Origin of the sequence: Mesorhizobium sp. WSM4935 (assembly GCF_029625735.1) — a bacterium.
Lineage (GTDB): Bacteria > Pseudomonadota > Alphaproteobacteria > Rhizobiales > Rhizobiaceae > Mesorhizobium.
Window position 1 is genome coordinate 68,151 of sequence record NZ_JARTVR010000007.1, and the last position, 14,945, is coordinate 83,095.

Sequence of the window (14,945 nt, forward strand, 5' to 3'; positions counted from 1 at the left end):
TTCCAACGCCGGGCGCCGGGCCGTTCAAGTCGGCGGAATGGCCACAAGTTTTGCCGCTAAGTCAAAGGCGGTGTCGGAGCCTCGATGGTCATCGTCATCGCCTCCGGTCGAGCCTTCATTTTCGTGCGAAGCTGAAGGCGAAATGGCTGCCGCGATGATAGACGGCGGCATGGACCACCGGGGTTCCGGTCCCGTCGAAACAGGTTTCGGTAATGAGCAAGGCCGGTCCGAAGTCGCGCAGGTCGTTGCGCCGCACGATTTCGTCCGGCAGCGTCACGGCTGCAACCGAGGCAGCCGACATACGCGGCTGGTGGTGGTGCTTTTCCAGCAGCGCGAGCAGCGAGCCGCTCCATTCGATGTCGAAAAGGCGGCCCGGCAAAAGGCTGCGCGGCACGTAGTCCAGCGAATAGATGAGGGGCAGATCGTTGTGCAACCGCAACCGTTCAAGCCGGATGACGCGCTCTCCGTCGGCCAGGCGCAATTGCTGCTGGATCAGCGGTTCGGGCGCTTCCTCCGCGATGGAAAGGACCTTGTTCACGGTGTCGTAGCCATAGTGGCGCGACATGTCGGTCACGCTTTCAAACACGGTGATTGGACGGTCGACCTGGACGGCGGAGTTCGCGGTGACGAATCGGCCGAGTCCATGGGTGACGGAAATGATGCCGTCCTGTTCGAGCAGCTTCAACGCTTCGCGCAGGGCAGGGCGCGAGATGCGGAAGCGCTGCGTCAGCTGTGATTCCGTTGGCAGCCGGTCGCCGGGTTTGAGCCCTTCGGTCCTGATGAGGTCGGCCAGCCGGTCGCGGAGTTGGACCGCCAATGTGCGCGCATCCCGAAGCGGCTCGTCCAAGTCCCTCTTCCCCATTGTGCCAACTCTCCCTTTGTTGTCGGACAATCGCGCCAAGGTCAAGCGGAGGCCTGCCGTGGCGATCGCGCGGGCATATGGGAAGGCTTGCAGGCCGATCGTCAAAATTTCTCTTGAAATGTGCCTCCGCAGATGTCAGTTGTCTTACAACTTAACTGATCGAGGGAACGATGCTCAATTTCGACGAAGCCCGGTTTGTGCGCATCCAATCGGGGGCGGTGGCCTTGCGCGAGCGCATTGACGCCGTCGTGGCGCAATGCCTCGCCACCGGGGCGCAGAACATCTTCTTTCTCGGCACCGGCGGTGCGGCGATCCTGATGCATCCGGCCGCGCAACTGCTGCAGCGCCGGTCCGGCTTTCCGGCTTTCGTCGACATCACCGCCGAGCTGCAACTCGCCCAATCCGTTCACCTGACCGACAAGTCGATCGTAGTGTTGCCTTCGCTCTCCGGCACCACCAAGGAAAGCGTGGCGCTTCTGTCCAGGATCAAAGAAATCGGGGCGACGGTGATCACCTTGGTCGGACATGAGGAGACGCCACTCGGAAAGGGTGGGGATCATGTCTTCGTCAACTTCGCCGAGGACGACACGTCCTGCGAGTCCTTCTATCTCCAGTCGCTGTTCATCGCGCTTGCGGTGCTGAAGCATCGCGGTGAGCTCGTCGAATCCGAACGGATAATCGCTGAATTAGCGCAGTTGCCGCGGCTGCTGCTGGAAGTGAAGCGGGGCTATGAAAAGGAGGCCGCCGGTTTCGCGCGGAAACTGGCCGCCTCCGACTATCACATCATAACCGGCGCCGGGAATGTCTGGCCGCAGGCCTGGTATTACGGCATGTGCATCCTGGAAGAGATGCAGTGGATCCGGACCCGCCCCGTGCATGCTTCCGACTTTTTCCACGGCACGCTGGAGCTGGTGGAAAAAGACGTCAGCGTGGTGCTCCTCAAGGGCGAGGACAGCGCCCGGCCGCTGGCCGATCGCGTCGAGAAATTCGCGCCTACCTATACGGACAAGTTGACGGTGCTCGACACGGCCGATTTTGAACTGCCCGGTATTTCGCCCGACGTACGCGCGCTGATTTCGCCGATCGTGCTCGCAACCGCGCTGGAACGGGTCAGCGCTCATCTTGAGGTGATCCGCAACCACCCGCTGACCACGCGCCGCTACTACAAGCGCGTTGCCTATTGAGCTTGGCCCTCGACATCAGCGCTTGATCGCGTAACGCAGGATATGAGCAGTTTTCGATTTGCCGCCGTCGGCGACAACTGCATCGATCGCCTCGGAGCGCCGATCGGCCGCTCGCTGGTCGGCGGCAACGCGCTCAATGTCGCCGTCCAACTCGCCCGGCTTGGCCACGACAGCTTCTATTTCGGCGCTGTGGGCCGCGATGCCGAGGGAGAACGCACCCGCGCCGAACTGGACGCCAATCGGGTAGGAGTCGAGCACCTGCGCATAGGCCAGCGCAACACCGGCTGGACCGACATCAAGGTCTTGCCGTCCGGCGAGCGTTTGATTGCCGCCGAGGATTTCGGTGCCTGTGCCGGATATGCGCCGGACCAGGCGGAACTGGCGGTCCTGGAGGCAATGGATCATGTTCATATCGGCTGGCTGGATGATGGCGGCGCCTTGCGCAGGCGCCTGTCGCGGGCAGGCGTCAGCGTCTCGCAGGATATCTCGGTCAACGCCGATCCCGCCGACCTCGGTGTGGAGGGTTTGAGCATAGTTTTCTGCTCGACCGACCAACCTCGCGATGCGGCGGAAGCGATGGCCGCGGATCTCCTGTCGCGCGGCGCAGGCTGTGCCGTCATCATGCGCGGTGCCGAGGGGTCGATCGCGCTGACGGCCCGCGAGCGCACCGAAACCGGCATCCGCCCGGTCGACGTCGTCGATACGACTGGCGCTGGCGACAGTTTCATCGCCGGCTTCCTGCATGCCTGGCTGGCCAGGAAGCCGCTGTTGCAATGCCTCGAAAGGGGCCGCGACCATGCTGCTTTGGCCTGCTGTCATCTCGGCGGCTTCCCCCAGAAGGGGATGCCGTATTGAAGCTCAGCGCTTGAGCGAGCGGCCGAACCGTTCCTCGATGCGGGACTGCAGGAATTCGAGGCCGATCGACAGCAACCAGTAGATCATCGAGGCGGTGATCAGCATCTCGATATGACGGAACTCGGTCTGGCCCTGCGTGCGCGCCAGATACATGATCTCCCAGACCCCGACCACCGAGACCAGGGAGGAATCCTTCAGCATCGCGATGAACTGATTGCCCGTCGGCGGCACGATGACGCGCATCGCCTGCGGCAGGATCACCAGGAACATCGTCTGATTGGGGCTGAGTCCAAGTGCGGTGGCGCCTTCCGTTTGGCCGCGCGGGATGCTTTCGATGCCGGCACGGAAAATCTCGGTCATATAGGCGCCGTAGCAAAGCGACAGCGCCATGATCCCCGCCGGCACCGCGCCGATCACATACCCGACCTGCGGCAGACCGAGATAGATGATGTAGATCTGCATCAGCAATGGCAGCCCGCGAAACAGCGAGGTGTAAAAGGTGGCCAGGCCGTAGATCGCGCCATTCTTGGAAAGCTTGGCTATGGCGCCGATGAAGGCGATGACTGTCGCGATGGCGATAGAAATGGCGGAAATGTAGAGCGTGGTCACCACGCCCTGCGAAATGAGGAAACCGATCTTCCTGGCGATGAAGGAAAAGGACAGGTCGAAGGAGTAGAAGAACAGCATCAGCAGCACGAACAGCTCGATCCATACGGCTACGATCTGCTGCTTGCGCCCGAGTTGCTGCAGCGCTTTCCAGTTCGCGGCCACGATCAGGGCGATCAGCACCGCCGAGACGCTTCGCGCCGCCACGGGATTGGCCGCAAGCCATTCTATCGAGCCTGGGACAAGCTTGCCGATCCAGTCTGCCTTGATGCCGAGACCGTAGAGACCCGCGGCGAAAGCGGCGAGCGCCAGGCATGCGCCGATGCGGCGCGCGGCGTCCGGATAGTTGAGCAGCAGTCTGCCGATCACCTGTCGATCTCCCTCTGGTCAGCGGCGGCGTTCACGCCACCAATCTTGCGCCTGCAGCTTCCAATAGGTGAGTTGGGCCGCGGCAAGTCCCGCCGGTCCGCCCGCCCAGGCCAGTCCGAACGGCGCGAACAGAAGGTAGCGGTCCGACTGGCGGAGTATCGCCTCGGCGATCACCTTGCCGGCCACGGCTGTCGTGTTGATGCCGTGGCCGCCAAACGCCGTCAGATACCAGACGCCTGGCTGCAGCTCCCCGATCTGGGGCATCAGGTGGCGGGCGTAGGCCATCAGTCCCGACCATGCGAGTTCGGTCTTGAGCGTGGCGAGTTGAGGGTAGGTTCCAACCATTTCCCGGCGCAATTCCCTCGCCAGCGCCGCGGGCGAAGCGGCCCGCGTGGTGATGCGCCCACCCCAGAGCAGCCGCTTTCCATCCTCCACGACGCGGTAGTAGTCGCCGGCCCGGCGGTTGTCGCCGACGGCGTCCGTCGTCGCGATGGCGCTGGCGATGAGATCGGGGGCCTCCTCGCTGAGCATCACATAGGTGGCGATCGGCAGGATGGCCCGCTTCAGCCGGCCGACCAGCGGTCCTGTATAGCCGCCGGTAGCAAACACCGCGTGACGCGCGCGCACTTCGCCCCTTGCGGTGCGTATGGTCTTGCGCGGGCCGTCGAGCTTGGCCCCGATCGCGCTGGAGCCCTCGTGAATCCTGCCGCCCAGCCGCTCGATCTCCGTGCCGACGGTGCGCAGATAGTTGAGCGGATGCATGTGGAAGGCCTTGGCGTCGCGCAAGCCCTGGTAGTAGCGCTCGGAATGCAGCACAGCGCGCACCTGGTCACGCTCGAGATATTCGAGCGGATAATCGAAATCCCGTGCCAGCCTCTCCGCATGACCCTTCAGTTCGGCGCCGCCGTCGTGACGCAGCACGCCCATGATCCCGGGCCGAGGCTTCGCTGCCGTGATGTCGAGGTCCTTGATCGTCTGCCGCACGAAATCGACGCCTTCGATCGACAGCCTATGCAGCTCTCGTGCCCCTGCCGCTCCGGCCATCGCGGCGATCTTGTCGCTGCCGGTCGCGAAGCCGGGGCTGACGAAGCCTCCGTTGCGGCCCGAGGCGCCGAAGCCGATGCTCTCGGCTTCGAGCAGCACGACCTGTTGCCCGGCGCGCGCCAACTGCAGCGCCGTCGTCAGACCGGCCAGTCCGCCGCCGACGATGACCGTGTCGCATTCGGCCGGACCCGCGAGCGGTGGTCTGACCTTTTCGTCGGCAAGCGTGCGGCGATAATAAGTGTCGGGATAGGTCATGGTGGGTTCTGATCGAAGCAGGCGGCCTTGAGGGGCCGCCCGCGACGAGCGTCAATCGGCGCTATAGTTCTTGCCGTACCACTTGGTGGTCAGCGTGGCGAGCGTGCCGTCTTTTTTCATCTGGTCGATGATACCGCCGACCTTGGTGGTCCACTCGGCGTCGCCCTTGTCCGCGATCACCACCAGCGGCTCGCGAAAGGCGTATTCGCCCTCGATGATGCGCAGCGGATAACCGTTCTTGATGGCGTTTTGAGCGGTCTGCTCGGGCGCGATGACTGCGTCCAGTCGCACGCCGTCTCCCAGTCTGAGATCGTCGAAGGGCAGCATGGAATCGGCGAAAGTTCGGATCTCGCCAGGCTGTAGCTTGTATTCGATTGGCGGAAGGTCGGGAGCGTCGATCTCCAACTGGCGGCGGATGAAATCTTCCGACGTGGTGGCGGTCTCGACGCCGATCACCTTGCCGTTGAGATCGTCCACGGATTTCGCCTTGCTGTCCTTGTGGACCACATAGACGTAAGGGCTGTAATAATAGATGCCGGCGAAATCGATCACCTTGGCCCGGGCCTTGGTCGGCGTAACCGAGCCGACGCCGAGATCATAACGGCCTTGCCAGTGGCCGCCGGTCATGGTGGCCCAATCGGGCGTCTCGAAGCTGACTTCGACGCCCAGGCGCTTGGCGATTTCTTTCGACACGTCGATGTCGAAGCCGACCAACTGGTTGCTCTCGTCGAGAAAGCTTTGCGGCGGCCAGCCGCTGTTGGTCGCGACCACCATGGCCTTCTTTGATGTGACGCGATCCAGGATTTCCCCCGCCCACGCTGCCGACGCAAATGCGAGCGCGCCGGCAGCCAGCGCGAAGCAAGCGATAAATCTCCTCACGAAACCTCCCTTTCGTATGTAAGATGTCTGACAACGCAACTTGTCCGCAAGGGAGAGGGTGAGTCAAGCGTCTTTATCCGCGTCTCGTCGGGTTTCGGCCCGGATATATGTTCCCGGCGTTGGCGGATCGGCCTCGCCACCGTGCTGGCCTCAATTTCGATGCCGCAGCGCCTCGACGATCACGGCCATCGCCGGCGAGAGCTGCCGCCGGCTCGGGTAGTAGAGGTGGTAGCCCGGGAAGGGCAGGCTCCAGTCGTCGAGCACGAGCCTGAGCCGGCCCTCGGCCACGTGTTGGCTGACGAGGTCTTCCGGGACGTAGGCGATGCCGTAGCCGTTCAGCGCTGCGTCGACCATGGGAATGGTGGTGTTGAAGGTCAGCTGACCATCCACCCGGACCCTGAGCTCGCGGCCCTTCTTCTCGAACTCCCAGGCATAAAGCCCGCCGAATGTGGTCTGCCGCAGGCAGATGCAATCATGTCCGACGAGGTCCTGCGGAACTTTCGGAACCGGACGGCGCGAAAAATAGTGCGGCGAAGCGACGGCCACCAGCCGCCAATCCGGGCCGATGCGCACCGCGATCATGTCCTTGTCGACGCTCTCGCCGAGGCGCACGCCGGCGTCGAAGCGTTCCTCGACGATATTGCGCATGCCGTTGTCGCTGTAGAGCTCGACGCGCAGGTCCGGATAGTCGCGCAGCACCGGCTCGAGCTTCGGCCAGACGATGATGCGCAGCGCATGGTCGGACAGCGTGATGCGCACCGTACCCGCGGGCCTGTCGCGGAAGGCCACAAGGCTCGAAAGGTCGGATTCTATGCCTTCGAAGCGCGGAACAAGCGACCGGTAGAGCCGCTCGCCCGCTTCCGTCGGCGCCACGCTTCGTGTCGTACGCGTGAGCAGCCGCACGCCCAGCCGGGCCTCCAATTGCTTGATCGTATGGCTGAGCGTCGATTGCGACGTGCCGAGCTCGGCCGCCGCCCTGGTGAAGCTACGCTCCCTGGCCACCGTCAGGAACCACAGCAAATCCTTCAGATCCTCGCGCTGCATGGAGCACCACCCTGGCTCGGCCGCTCGCGCGGTTCGTAGCCTCACTCGTCAATTCATATCAAGGATGGATAAGTCCATGCAGATTGCAACGGCTAATCTGGATAGTGGAGGTGATTTATATAGCCGCCAGCGAAATGACTGGAGGGCTCGGCGGCGGGCGCAACACATGGACACGACCTACGACAGCCAATTGGCGAAAGCCCAAATGGTGAAAGAACCAAGCGCCTGGGGAGCAGTGGCATGCCTGTCGCTGCTTACCTTCGTGCTGGTGGCCTCGGAGTTCATGCCAGTCAGCCTGCTGACCCCCATCGCCAATGAGCTCGCCATTTCGGAGGGGCAGGCCGGCCAGGCGATTTCCGTCTCGGGTTTCTTCGCGGTCCTCACCAGCCTGTTCGGCAACGCGTTTCTGTCGCGGCTGGACCGGCGTATCGTCGTGCTTTTCTACACCGCCGTCCTCGTCATCTCCGGCCTGGCGATCACCCTCGCGCCGAAATACCTGGTCTTCATGCTCGGCCGGGCCCTGATCGGGGTTCAATCGGCGGCTTCTGGTCTTTGTCAACCGCCATCCTGGCCCGCATCGCGCCTGGCGCCGACCTGCCCAAGGCAATCGCCATGCTGCAGGGCGGGACGGCCTTCGCCTCGGTCATCGCGGCGCCGCTCGGCAGCTTCCTCGGCGGCCTCATCGGCTGGCGCGGCGCCTTCTTCATCGTCGTTCCGATCGGCCTTCTTGCGATCGTCTGGCAGCTCGCCGTCCTGCCGAAAATGCCTGCCGGCGAACAGACCTCGGTCGGCAACATGTTTGGCTTGCTCGGCAAGCGCGTCTTCGCCATCGGCATGGCGGCCACCACGCTTGCCTTCATGGGTCAGTTCGCGCTCTCCACCTATCTGCGCCCTTCCTCGAAGGCGTCACCGGCCTCGACGTCAACACGCTGTCGATGGTCCTGCTCGGGCTGGGGCTTGCCGGCCTGGTCGGCACGTTGGCGGTTGGATTCGTCCTTCGCACGCATCTCGGCGCGGTGCTCATCGGCCTGCCGGCGGTTCTGGCGCTCGTCGCGTTGTTACTGATCGCGCTCGCTCCGTTCGCCATCGCGACCGCGACCCTGCTGATCGCCTGGGGCCTGTTCACCACGCCGATCCCGGTCGCCTGGAACACCTGGATGACCAAAGTAATCCCCAACGATCTCGAGGCGGGCGGCGGGCTGCAGGTCGCGCTGATCCAGTTCGCCATTACCTTTGGCGCCTTCGCGGGCGGGCTGCTGTTCGATGCCGCCGGCTGGTGGAGCCCGTTCGCCCTCGGCGCGGTGCTGCTTCTGGGGTCGGCGCTGTTTGCCATCGCGGCGACTGCACGCGGAAGCAGCCATCGATGAGACGACAACCGATCGGCCGGCGAGCGCTGCTCTGCGCCGCGCTTGCAACCGTGGCCTCGCCGCGGCCGGCCAACAGCCAACAGGGCAGGGCCAACCAGGACTATCGCCATCGCGGACCGATCAGGCTCGGCTGCTTCGACGAGGGCGAATAGGCGCTGCAAATGCGCGGCGAGTTCCCCTTCCCATGGAACGCATCTGAGGACGCACAGGAGATCATCATGGACATTCTTCGCGCAGGCTCGAGGCCTTCCGGCAAAGGTCCGGCAAGTTGGTTCACCGGGACGGTGCGGATCGATCCGCTCTTCAATCCCTTCGACGCGGAGCGCGTGCAGGGCGCGCAGGTCACCTTCGAGCCCGGCGCCCGCACCGCCTGGCACACGCATCCGCTGGGGCAGACGCTGATCGTCGTCTCCGGGCGCGGGCGCGTGCAGCGCGCGGGCGGCCCGGTCGAGGAGATCCGGCCCGGCGACGTCGTCTGGTTCGCGCCCGGCGAAAAACACTGGCACGGCGCGTCTCCCGAAACCGCCATGACCCACATTGCCCTCCAGGAGGTCAAGGACGGCAAGGTCGTGGACTGGCTGGAACATGTCAGCGACGCCGATTACGGCGCCTGACCCGATCGACAAAAGGAAAGCAAGAAATGCTCGCAACCATTCTTCGCAAGCCCGGCGACATCCGCTGCGAGGAAGTCGCCGATCCGAAGATCCTGCGGCCGACGGACGCCATCATCAAGCTCTCGGCAAGCTGCATCTGCGGCTCGGACTTGTGGCCTTATCGCGGACTGCAGCCAGTGAACGGCCCGCAGCATATGGGTCATGAATATTGCGGCATCGTCGTCGAGGTGGGCGCTGAGGTGCGCAATGTCCGCCCCGGACAGTTCGTCGTCGGCTCCTTCTGCCTCTCCGACAACACCTGCCCGCATTGCCGCTTCGGCTTCCAGTCGTCCTGCGAGCAGCGCGAGTTCATGAGCGGCGCCCAGGCGCCTTACGCCCGCGTGCCGCTGGCCGACGGGACGCTGGTGACGACCTCCGAGGTTCCGCCGGCCGAGCTTGTCCCTGACCTGCTGGCCGTGTCGGACGTGCTCGGCACCGGATGGTACGCCGCCGATGCCGCCGAGGTTCGCGAGGGATCGACGGTGGTCGTCGTCGGCGATGGCGCGGTCGGCCTGATGGGCGTGCTCGCGGCCAAGGAGATGGGCGCCGAACGCATCATAGCCATGAGCCGCCACGCGAGCCGCCAGAAGCTCGCCCGTGAGTTCGGCGCGACCGACATCGTCGCCGAACGCGGCGAGGAAGGCATTGCGCGCATCAAGGAATTGACCAAGGGCGTCGGCGCGGATTCGGTGCTGGAATGCGTCGGCACGGGAGAATCCTTCGACCAGGCGCTGGCCTGCTCGCGGCCCGGCGGCACCATCGGCTATGTCGGCGTGCCGCATGGCGTAAGCTTCGACGGCCAAAAATTGTTCTTTGGCCAGAAGCGCATGCTAGGCGGCCCGGCGCCGGTGCGCCGCTTCCTGCCCGACCTGATGGAGCGCGTGCTGCAAGGCCGCATCAAGCCCGGCAAGGTGTTCGACCTCAAGCTGCCGCTGGCGGAGGTCGCCGAGGGCTACCGCGCCATGGACGAGCGCCGCGCCATCAAGGTCATGCTCGAGGTTTAGGCGCCGGCGATGGTCGCGATGGACACGGCACCCGAAGGAAGCGGCACCATGGCGAGGCTGTTGCCGATCATGGCTTCTGTGTTTGCCGGCTTCCTGCTGATCGGCCTGGCGCTGCGGGTCCTGCCGCTGCATCTTCACAAGGGGTTGGGCTTCGGGCCGTTCGCCGTCGGGCTGGTGACGGGCAGCCAGTTCGTCGCCTCGCTTTTGTCGCGGATCGGCGCGGGAAACTATGCCGATGCGCGCGGCGGCAAACGGGCCGTCGTCATCGGCCTGGTCGCCGCCGCCTTGGCGGGGTTCATCTATCTCGGATCGCTCGCATTGCTCGACCGGCCGACGGCGTCCGCGTCCATGCTGTTCGTCGGCCGGGCCGTGTTGGGGGCGGCGGAAAGCTTCATCATCACGGGCGGCGTGGCCTGGGGTCTGGCTCTTGCCGGCGGGCAGCACTCCGGCAAGGTCATCGCCTGGGTCGGCACCGCTGCAATTTGTTTTCCTTGCCGTCGCCGCGGCGGCGCTTCCGGCCTTGGCCATCGCGCTCCTGCTTGCCTGCAGGCGATCCTCGGCCAGAAGGATTTAAACGGCAAATGCGCTACGCGCGACGGTTCTTGGGAGTCGTCGGGTCGCCTGCCAGGCCCCCCTCAGTGCGGGGGCACTTCGGTCCATAGTTCTTTGGCAAAGCCGCGCTTGTCGAGAGCCCACGAATTACCGGTGACCACCGCCTTGCCACTCGCGCATTTGTAGGAATAGACGGCGTCGTGACCGGTCGCGAAAGCCGGCACGACGTCGTTATCGGGGTTGGTCTTGCAGAACTCGTTCGCGCCGGGGTTGTCGCGGGCCGCGTTCATTTTCGCGCAGGGCAGGTTGGCCCCCACGAAACAGGCCAGCACCTTGCCGTCCATGCAGCGATAATTGGCCTGCGTCTGCAGTTCCGATTCCGCCGGCGTGCCATTGGCGTTCGGAAACAGCTTCTTGAACGCCTTGACGGTGCCGCCGTAAAGCTCGTGCGAGTAGGGACGGATCGTATCGTCGTTCTTCACCTGGCGGCAGAGTTGATAGAGGGTTTGGGCCGTAGCCACGCTGCCTGACGCGAGGACTGGGAAGGCGGATGCCGAAAGCAGCCCAGAGATGAAAACGCCGATGGTCGGAAGCCGGAATGCATGCATTTTGAACTCCTCAGGAAGGCCCGCGGCTTTTGCCGGCGTCACGGATGAGAGGCCGGCAACCTCTCGCAGCTTGACCGCTGTGACGCCCGGAAGCAATCCGGGTTGCTGGGGCCGCGCGCGGGCGTCGGCAAGCTCTGGAACCAAGGGTGTCGCCCAGGGTTGAATTCGGTCGGCCGAGGTCGCACGGCGTTGCAAGCGGCGCTTATGGAGGATCTGGCCTTGAGCATTGTCCAGAGTATCAAGAAAGCGGCGGAAAAGCTGACCGGGATCGCAAGACCTGACACGTCCGGGCTCGCGGATCTGGTAATGCAGAGGAAAGCCAATGCCTTCCGCTTCAAGGACGACGGCCTTGTGCCGAACCATCCGTCTTGGCCGCTGGTCGTTTACCGCGGCGCTGTGACATTGCCGGACGATCTCGATCCGGCAGCCGTCTTCGAGGAGCTGTTCAAGGCGAACGGCTGGGGCGACAGCTGGCGCAACGGCATCTACGACTACGTCCACTACCATTCGCGCATCCATGAGGTGCTGGGCATTGCGCGCGGCACGGCCAAGGTGCGCTTCGGCGGCGACAAGGGCCGCGCGCTCACGGTCAAGCCCGGCGACGTGGCGGTCCTGCCGGCTGGCACGGGTCACCAGCGGCTCTCGGCTTCCGACGATTTCCTCGTCGTCGGCGCCTACCCGCCCACCGGCACCTATGACGAATGCACCAAGCCGGAGCAGCACGCGGAAGCGCTACGCATGATCCCGAAGGTGAGCCGGCCGCGCAAGGACCCGGTCTACGGCAGCGACGGACCGTTGCTCAAGGCATGGGGCGAAAGCTGAATGTCAACAGCGATGGGCTGATTCAGGCGTAGCGACGGCGCCGCGCCTACGGATAATGCGTCTTCTTCGGCGCGTAGGTTGCCGGATCGAAATCCAGTTCCTTCGGCAGGGGCTGGCTTGAGCACTGCAGGTGGACCTGGCGGGCGAGAAGCCGTCGCTGCTGCTGCTCATGCTGCTTTACCGCTGCCACCATCCCCATGCTGTAGGGACCGAGCAGGACGCCAAAGCCCCAACCGGGGTGGTCCTTTTCGCGGCTGTCGTAGTCGGAGGCCGCAATGCGAGCCTGCTGGCATTCCGGCGAGGTCCATTTCGGATCCTGCTGCGAAAGCTTGGCTTGGTCGGCGACCGGAGAGGTCGCGCATCCAACCAACGCCGCACTCAGCGCGAGGACCACTGTGTTTCTCATTCACAAGCCTTTCCTAATGTGCCGGCGAGAAAACACAGAAGGAGGCCTTGGGCAAGCATCCGTCGGCGAAAACCAAAATCGCTTTCCGGCTGCAACCGGCCTGTCGGACGCGCGTTGTCATGCAGCTTACCCTCATGGAGCCCACACCAATGCCCGCCAAGCATTTCTCTCAGCCCGTCGCAATCTTCGTCGGGCTCGGCTTTCCGCGCGAGATAAACACGGTCTTCGAAGCCTATCAGTTTCTCGAGGAATGGACGGGCAGTCGCAGCCCGAGCTACGCGACGACACTCGCTCTCTGCCAGGCGGCGCTCTCCGGCGACCAGGATGCCGAGCCCGCACGCGTCGCTTTCGAGGCGTTCGTCAGGTCGCGCGGCATTCTCGCTCCGGAAGCGATGGAACTCGCCGGAGCGCGTGCCGCGCAGGAATGGGTGGCGGCTTAGTCGATCGCCGCCATTTCATCGCTCAAAACTTGCGGCTGAGATAGGCCGATCCGCCGAGGCCGAAGCGCCACTCGGCTTCCACGCCTTTTGTGAGGCCGATCCGGCGGCCGCTGACAATAGCGGCCGGATCGGTCTGCGAGCGCGCAAATTCGAAGGGGGGCGCGGTGAGCGAGAGCCCGTTATGCGAGGCGTCGATGCCGAGCGCCTGGCAAAGCTTGCCGGGGCCGGAGCAGAGCAGCCTGTCGTCATCCGTTCCGCGGCGGCCGCGCATCGCGGCGATGCCGGATTGCGGCTGGATCGCCCGGATCAGCACCGCGCTGCCCGGCAGGCACACCGCGTTCAGGCACCAATGCAGGCCGTAGGAACGGTACACATAGGCCGTGCCGGGCGCGCCATACATCGGCGCGTTGCGCGGCGTGCGGCCGCGAAAGCTGTGCGATGCGGGGTCGTCGGGACGATATGCCTCGGTCTCGACGATGATGCCGCCGACACCGGCGAGCCCAAGCCTCGCGCCAATCAGCGCGCGAGCCACCACGAGCGCGTCGCGGGCGAAGAAATCAGGCCCGCCGCTAAGCGGCATGGCGATTGGCGTCGATCGGACAGGCAATTGTCGGTGTCCGCTCAGCCCAGAAGGTTGCGTGCCGTGCGCATGAAGATCCGCGAACCGATCGGGATCAGGTCGTCGGGGAAATCATAGTCGGGGTTGTGCAGCGAGGGCGTGCGCTCGCCGGCGCCGAGGAAGAACATCGCCGATTTGGCATTGTGGCCGAAAATGCCGAAATCCTCCGAGGCGCGCATCGGCAGCGCCTCTTCGCTACGCGCAACACCTTCCTCGTCGAGCGCGCGGTTGAGATGCTGGACCGCCTCCGGGGCGTTGACGCTGGCGACGAAGATCTCGTGATAGTCGAAGCGCACCGAGAGACCGTGCTTGGCGGCGATCTTCGCGGCAAGCGCTTCCGCGGCGGCGACCTGCTCGGCCATGCGCTCGTCGCGGCGGGTGCGCAGCGTTGCCCACACTTCCGCATAGCCGGGCGCGATGCCGAACACGGCTTCGCCCATCGCGCAATGGGTGACGGTCACCATGCCGAAATCCTCATCGGTGAAGGTCCCGCGCCCGAGCGCGGGCAGCGCCGGCATCAGCTCGCTCACCGCCGGCATCGGCGAGATGCCGGTTTCCGGCATCGAGGAATGCGCGGTCTTGCCTTCGAGGACGATGCGCATGCCGCGCGAGGCGCAGTTGACGGTGCCGGCCTTGAGCCGCACCTCGCCGAACGGCACCCCCGGCAGATTGTGCAGCGAGAAGGCAAAGTCCGGCTGGATCTCGTCGAAGCGCGGGTCGGCGACGACGCCGGCCGCGCCATTGCCGGTTTCCTCCGCCGGCTGGAACATCAAGACGACGCGCCCGCGCGCCGGCCGTTCGCGTCCGAACTGGCGGCCGAGTGCCGCCAGGATCGCGGTGTGGCCGTCATGGCCGCACATATGCGACTTGCCAGGCACCTGAGAGCTATGCTCGACGCCCGACAGCTCTTCGATCGGCAGCGCGTCGAGCTCCGAGCGGAACAGCACCGTCGGCCCGGCCTGTCCGCTGTCATAAACCGCCGCCACACCATGGCCGCCGAGCCCCGTCAGCACCTTGTCCGGCCCGGTATCGGCGAGGAAGTTTACGACTTCACTCGCCGTCTTCTCCTCCTCATTGGAGATTTCCGGCTGCCGGTGCAGCTTGCGGCGCCATTCGGTGAGCTCGATGAGGTCGCGATTGGTCAGGGTCATGGACTGAGACTCCGGTTAGGCTTTTCCGGTCACACAACACTTTTCTCGTGCCGTGCCATGGAGGTCAATTCGGATAGGCCATCGGCCTCCGCAAAATCAATGCGCTATCTGACCACCTTCACCTGCGGCAGGTCATGGCTGGGCCAGGAGTTCCAATGTCGGCTTTTTTTGCGCGAGCGGTCGTCCTGTCCAGACCGCAGCGCTCCGCAAAACGTCCAGAACCGT

General features: G+C 64.6%; 17 protein-coding genes and 1 pseudogene. 9 read left to right on the top strand and 9 right to left on the bottom strand.

Features of this window, described 5'->3' with window-relative positions; all coding sequences use genetic code 11:
* Positions 1 to 115: 115 nt before the first annotated feature.
* Complete coding sequence (locus P9273_RS17820) at positions 116 to 847, bottom strand: GntR family transcriptional regulator (protein ID WP_336619394.1); 732 nt, start codon at positions 845 to 847, stop codon at positions 116 to 118.
* Between the two features lie 185 nt (positions 848 to 1,032).
* Here P9273_RS17820 and P9273_RS17825 point away from each other — a divergent pair, with 185 nt between their 5' ends.
* Together P9273_RS17825 and P9273_RS17830 are read left to right on the top strand one after the other, a co-directional pair.
* Entirely contained in the window at positions 1,033 to 2,046 is a 1,014-nt protein-coding gene (locus P9273_RS17825) for an SIS domain-containing protein (protein WP_278050084.1), read from the top strand.
* A 42-nt stretch (positions 2,047 to 2,088) separates the two neighbouring features.
* A complete protein-coding gene (locus tag P9273_RS17830; protein WP_278050085.1) occupies positions 2,089 to 2,901 on the top strand; it encodes a PfkB family carbohydrate kinase in 813 nt (270 codons plus the stop codon).
* Between the two features lie 3 nt (positions 2,902 to 2,904).
* Here P9273_RS17830 and P9273_RS17835 read toward each other — a convergent pair whose 3' ends face one another.
* The 4 genes from P9273_RS17835 to P9273_RS17850 form a co-directional block, all read right to left on the bottom strand.
* Positions 2,905 to 3,876 (bottom strand): amino acid ABC transporter permease, encoded by a 972-nt coding sequence (locus P9273_RS17835; protein WP_278050086.1) that lies wholly within the window; start codon positions 3,874 to 3,876, stop codon positions 2,905 to 2,907.
* An 18-nt stretch (positions 3,877 to 3,894) separates the two neighbouring features.
* Positions 3,895 to 5,175 carry an NAD(P)/FAD-dependent oxidoreductase gene (locus tag P9273_RS17840; protein WP_278050087.1) on the bottom strand — a complete coding sequence of 427 codons (1,281 nt, stop codon included), beginning with the start codon at positions 5,173 to 5,175 and terminating at the stop codon, positions 3,895 to 3,897.
* A 51-nt stretch (positions 5,176 to 5,226) separates the two neighbouring features.
* Positions 5,227 to 6,054, bottom strand: coding sequence for a transporter substrate-binding domain-containing protein (locus tag P9273_RS17845; RefSeq protein WP_278050088.1), 828 nt, complete (start codon positions 6,052 to 6,054; stop codon positions 5,227 to 5,229).
* Between the two features lie 150 nt (positions 6,055 to 6,204).
* A complete protein-coding gene (locus P9273_RS17850; RefSeq protein WP_278050089.1) occupies positions 6,205 to 7,098 on the bottom strand; it encodes a LysR family transcriptional regulator in 894 nt (297 codons plus the stop codon).
* A 166-nt stretch (positions 7,099 to 7,264) separates the two neighbouring features.
* Here P9273_RS17850 and P9273_RS17855 point away from each other — a divergent pair.
* From P9273_RS17855 to P9273_RS32295, 5 genes and pseudogenes are all read left to right on the top strand, one after another.
* Positions 7,265 to 8,465 (top strand): annotated as a pseudogene (locus tag P9273_RS17855) (MFS transporter).
* The gene (locus tag P9273_RS17860; RefSeq protein WP_278050090.1) at positions 8,462 to 8,617 is read left to right on the top strand and encodes a hypothetical protein; all 156 of its coding nucleotides are present in this window, start codon (positions 8,462 to 8,464) and stop codon (positions 8,615 to 8,617) included. The pseudogene P9273_RS17855 and the gene P9273_RS17860 overlap by 4 nt, the downstream one beginning before the upstream one ends.
* Before the next feature lie 66 nt (positions 8,618 to 8,683).
* Positions 8,684 to 9,079: a (R)-mandelonitrile lyase gene (locus P9273_RS17865; protein WP_278050091.1), complete on the top strand. Its 396-nt coding sequence runs from the start codon at positions 8,684 to 8,686 to the stop codon at positions 9,077 to 9,079.
* A 26-nt stretch (positions 9,080 to 9,105) separates the two neighbouring features.
* Positions 9,106 to 10,122, top strand: coding sequence for a zinc-dependent alcohol dehydrogenase family protein (locus tag P9273_RS17870; protein ID WP_278050092.1), 1,017 nt, complete (start codon positions 9,106 to 9,108; stop codon positions 10,120 to 10,122).
* An 18-nt stretch (positions 10,123 to 10,140) separates the two neighbouring features.
* Positions 10,141 to 10,860, top strand: coding sequence for an MFS transporter (locus tag P9273_RS32295; RefSeq protein ID WP_336619393.1), 720 nt, complete (start codon positions 10,141 to 10,143; stop codon positions 10,858 to 10,860).
* Here P9273_RS32295 and P9273_RS17880 read toward each other — a convergent pair.
* Positions 10,758 to 11,645: a hypothetical protein gene (locus tag P9273_RS17880; RefSeq protein ID WP_278050093.1), complete on the bottom strand. Its 888-nt coding sequence runs from the start codon at positions 11,643 to 11,645 to the stop codon at positions 10,758 to 10,760. The genes P9273_RS32295 and P9273_RS17880 overlap by 103 nt on opposite strands.
* Here P9273_RS17880 and P9273_RS17885 point away from each other — a divergent pair.
* Entirely contained in the window at positions 11,589 to 12,104 is a 516-nt protein-coding gene (locus P9273_RS17885; RefSeq protein ID WP_278050094.1) for a cupin domain-containing protein, read from the top strand. The two genes, P9273_RS17880 and P9273_RS17885, sit on opposite strands and share 57 nt — an antisense overlap.
* Before the next feature lie 46 nt (positions 12,105 to 12,150).
* Here P9273_RS17885 and P9273_RS17890 read toward each other — a convergent pair whose 3' ends face one another.
* Positions 12,151 to 12,498, bottom strand: coding sequence for a hypothetical protein (locus tag P9273_RS17890; protein WP_278050095.1), 348 nt, complete (start codon positions 12,496 to 12,498; stop codon positions 12,151 to 12,153).
* Positions 12,499 to 12,659: 161 nt separating this feature from the next.
* On the opposite strand from P9273_RS17890, the gene P9273_RS17895 reads away from it, so the two are divergent.
* On the top strand, positions 12,660 to 12,950 hold the full coding sequence (locus P9273_RS17895) for a DUF982 domain-containing protein (RefSeq protein ID WP_278050096.1): 291 nt from the start codon (positions 12,660 to 12,662) through the stop codon (positions 12,948 to 12,950).
* A gap of 22 nt (positions 12,951 to 12,972) precedes the next feature.
* Here the strand turns inward: P9273_RS17895 and P9273_RS17900 are convergent, their stop codons facing one another.
* The gene (locus P9273_RS17900) at positions 12,973 to 13,530 is read right to left on the bottom strand and encodes a DNA-3-methyladenine glycosylase (protein WP_052458897.1); all 558 of its coding nucleotides are present in this window, start codon (positions 13,528 to 13,530) and stop codon (positions 12,973 to 12,975) included.
* A gap of 41 nt (positions 13,531 to 13,571) precedes the next feature.
* Positions 13,572 to 14,720: an amidohydrolase gene (locus P9273_RS17905; protein ID WP_278050097.1), complete on the bottom strand. Its 1,149-nt coding sequence runs from the start codon at positions 14,718 to 14,720 to the stop codon at positions 13,572 to 13,574.
* Positions 14,721 to 14,945: the final 225 nt, after the last annotated feature.

What these genes read in the sequence shown, in the direction of transcription:
- P9273_RS17825 (WP_278050084.1), top strand. Translation starts at nt 1,033, where the DNA reads ATGCTCAATTTCGACGAAGCCCGGTTTGTGCGCATCCAATCGGGGGCG.
- P9273_RS17830 (WP_278050085.1), top strand. Translation starts at nt 2,089, where the DNA reads ATGAGCAGTTTTCGATTTGCCGCCGTCGGCGACAACTGCATCGATCGC.
- P9273_RS17840 (WP_278050087.1), bottom strand. Translation starts at nt 5,175, where the DNA reads ATGACCTATCCCGACACTTATTATCGCCGCACGCTTGCCGACGAAAAG.
- P9273_RS17850 (WP_278050089.1), bottom strand. Translation starts at nt 7,098, where the DNA reads ATGCAGCGCGAGGATCTGAAGGATTTGCTGTGGTTCCTGACGGTGGCC.
- P9273_RS17860 (WP_278050090.1), top strand. Translation starts at nt 8,462, where the DNA reads ATGAGACGACAACCGATCGGCCGGCGAGCGCTGCTCTGCGCCGCGCTT.
- P9273_RS17865 (WP_278050091.1), top strand. Translation starts at nt 8,684, where the DNA reads ATGGACATTCTTCGCGCAGGCTCGAGGCCTTCCGGCAAAGGTCCGGCA.
- P9273_RS17870 (WP_278050092.1), top strand. Translation starts at nt 9,106, where the DNA reads ATGCTCGCAACCATTCTTCGCAAGCCCGGCGACATCCGCTGCGAGGAA.
- P9273_RS32295 (WP_336619393.1), top strand. Translation starts at nt 10,141, where the DNA reads ATGGACACGGCACCCGAAGGAAGCGGCACCATGGCGAGGCTGTTGCCG.
- P9273_RS17885 (WP_278050094.1), top strand. Translation starts at nt 11,589, where the DNA reads ATGCAGAGGAAAGCCAATGCCTTCCGCTTCAAGGACGACGGCCTTGTG.
- P9273_RS17880 (WP_278050093.1), bottom strand. Translation starts at nt 11,645, where the DNA reads ATGGTTCGGCACAAGGCCGTCGTCCTTGAAGCGGAAGGCATTGGCTTT.
- P9273_RS17895 (WP_278050096.1), top strand. Translation starts at nt 12,660, where the DNA reads ATGCCCGCCAAGCATTTCTCTCAGCCCGTCGCAATCTTCGTCGGGCTC.
- P9273_RS17900 (WP_052458897.1), bottom strand. Translation starts at nt 13,530, where the DNA reads ATGCCGCTTAGCGGCGGGCCTGATTTCTTCGCCCGCGACGCGCTCGTG.
- P9273_RS17905 (WP_278050097.1), bottom strand. Translation starts at nt 14,720, where the DNA reads ATGACCCTGACCAATCGCGACCTCATCGAGCTCACCGAATGGCGCCGC.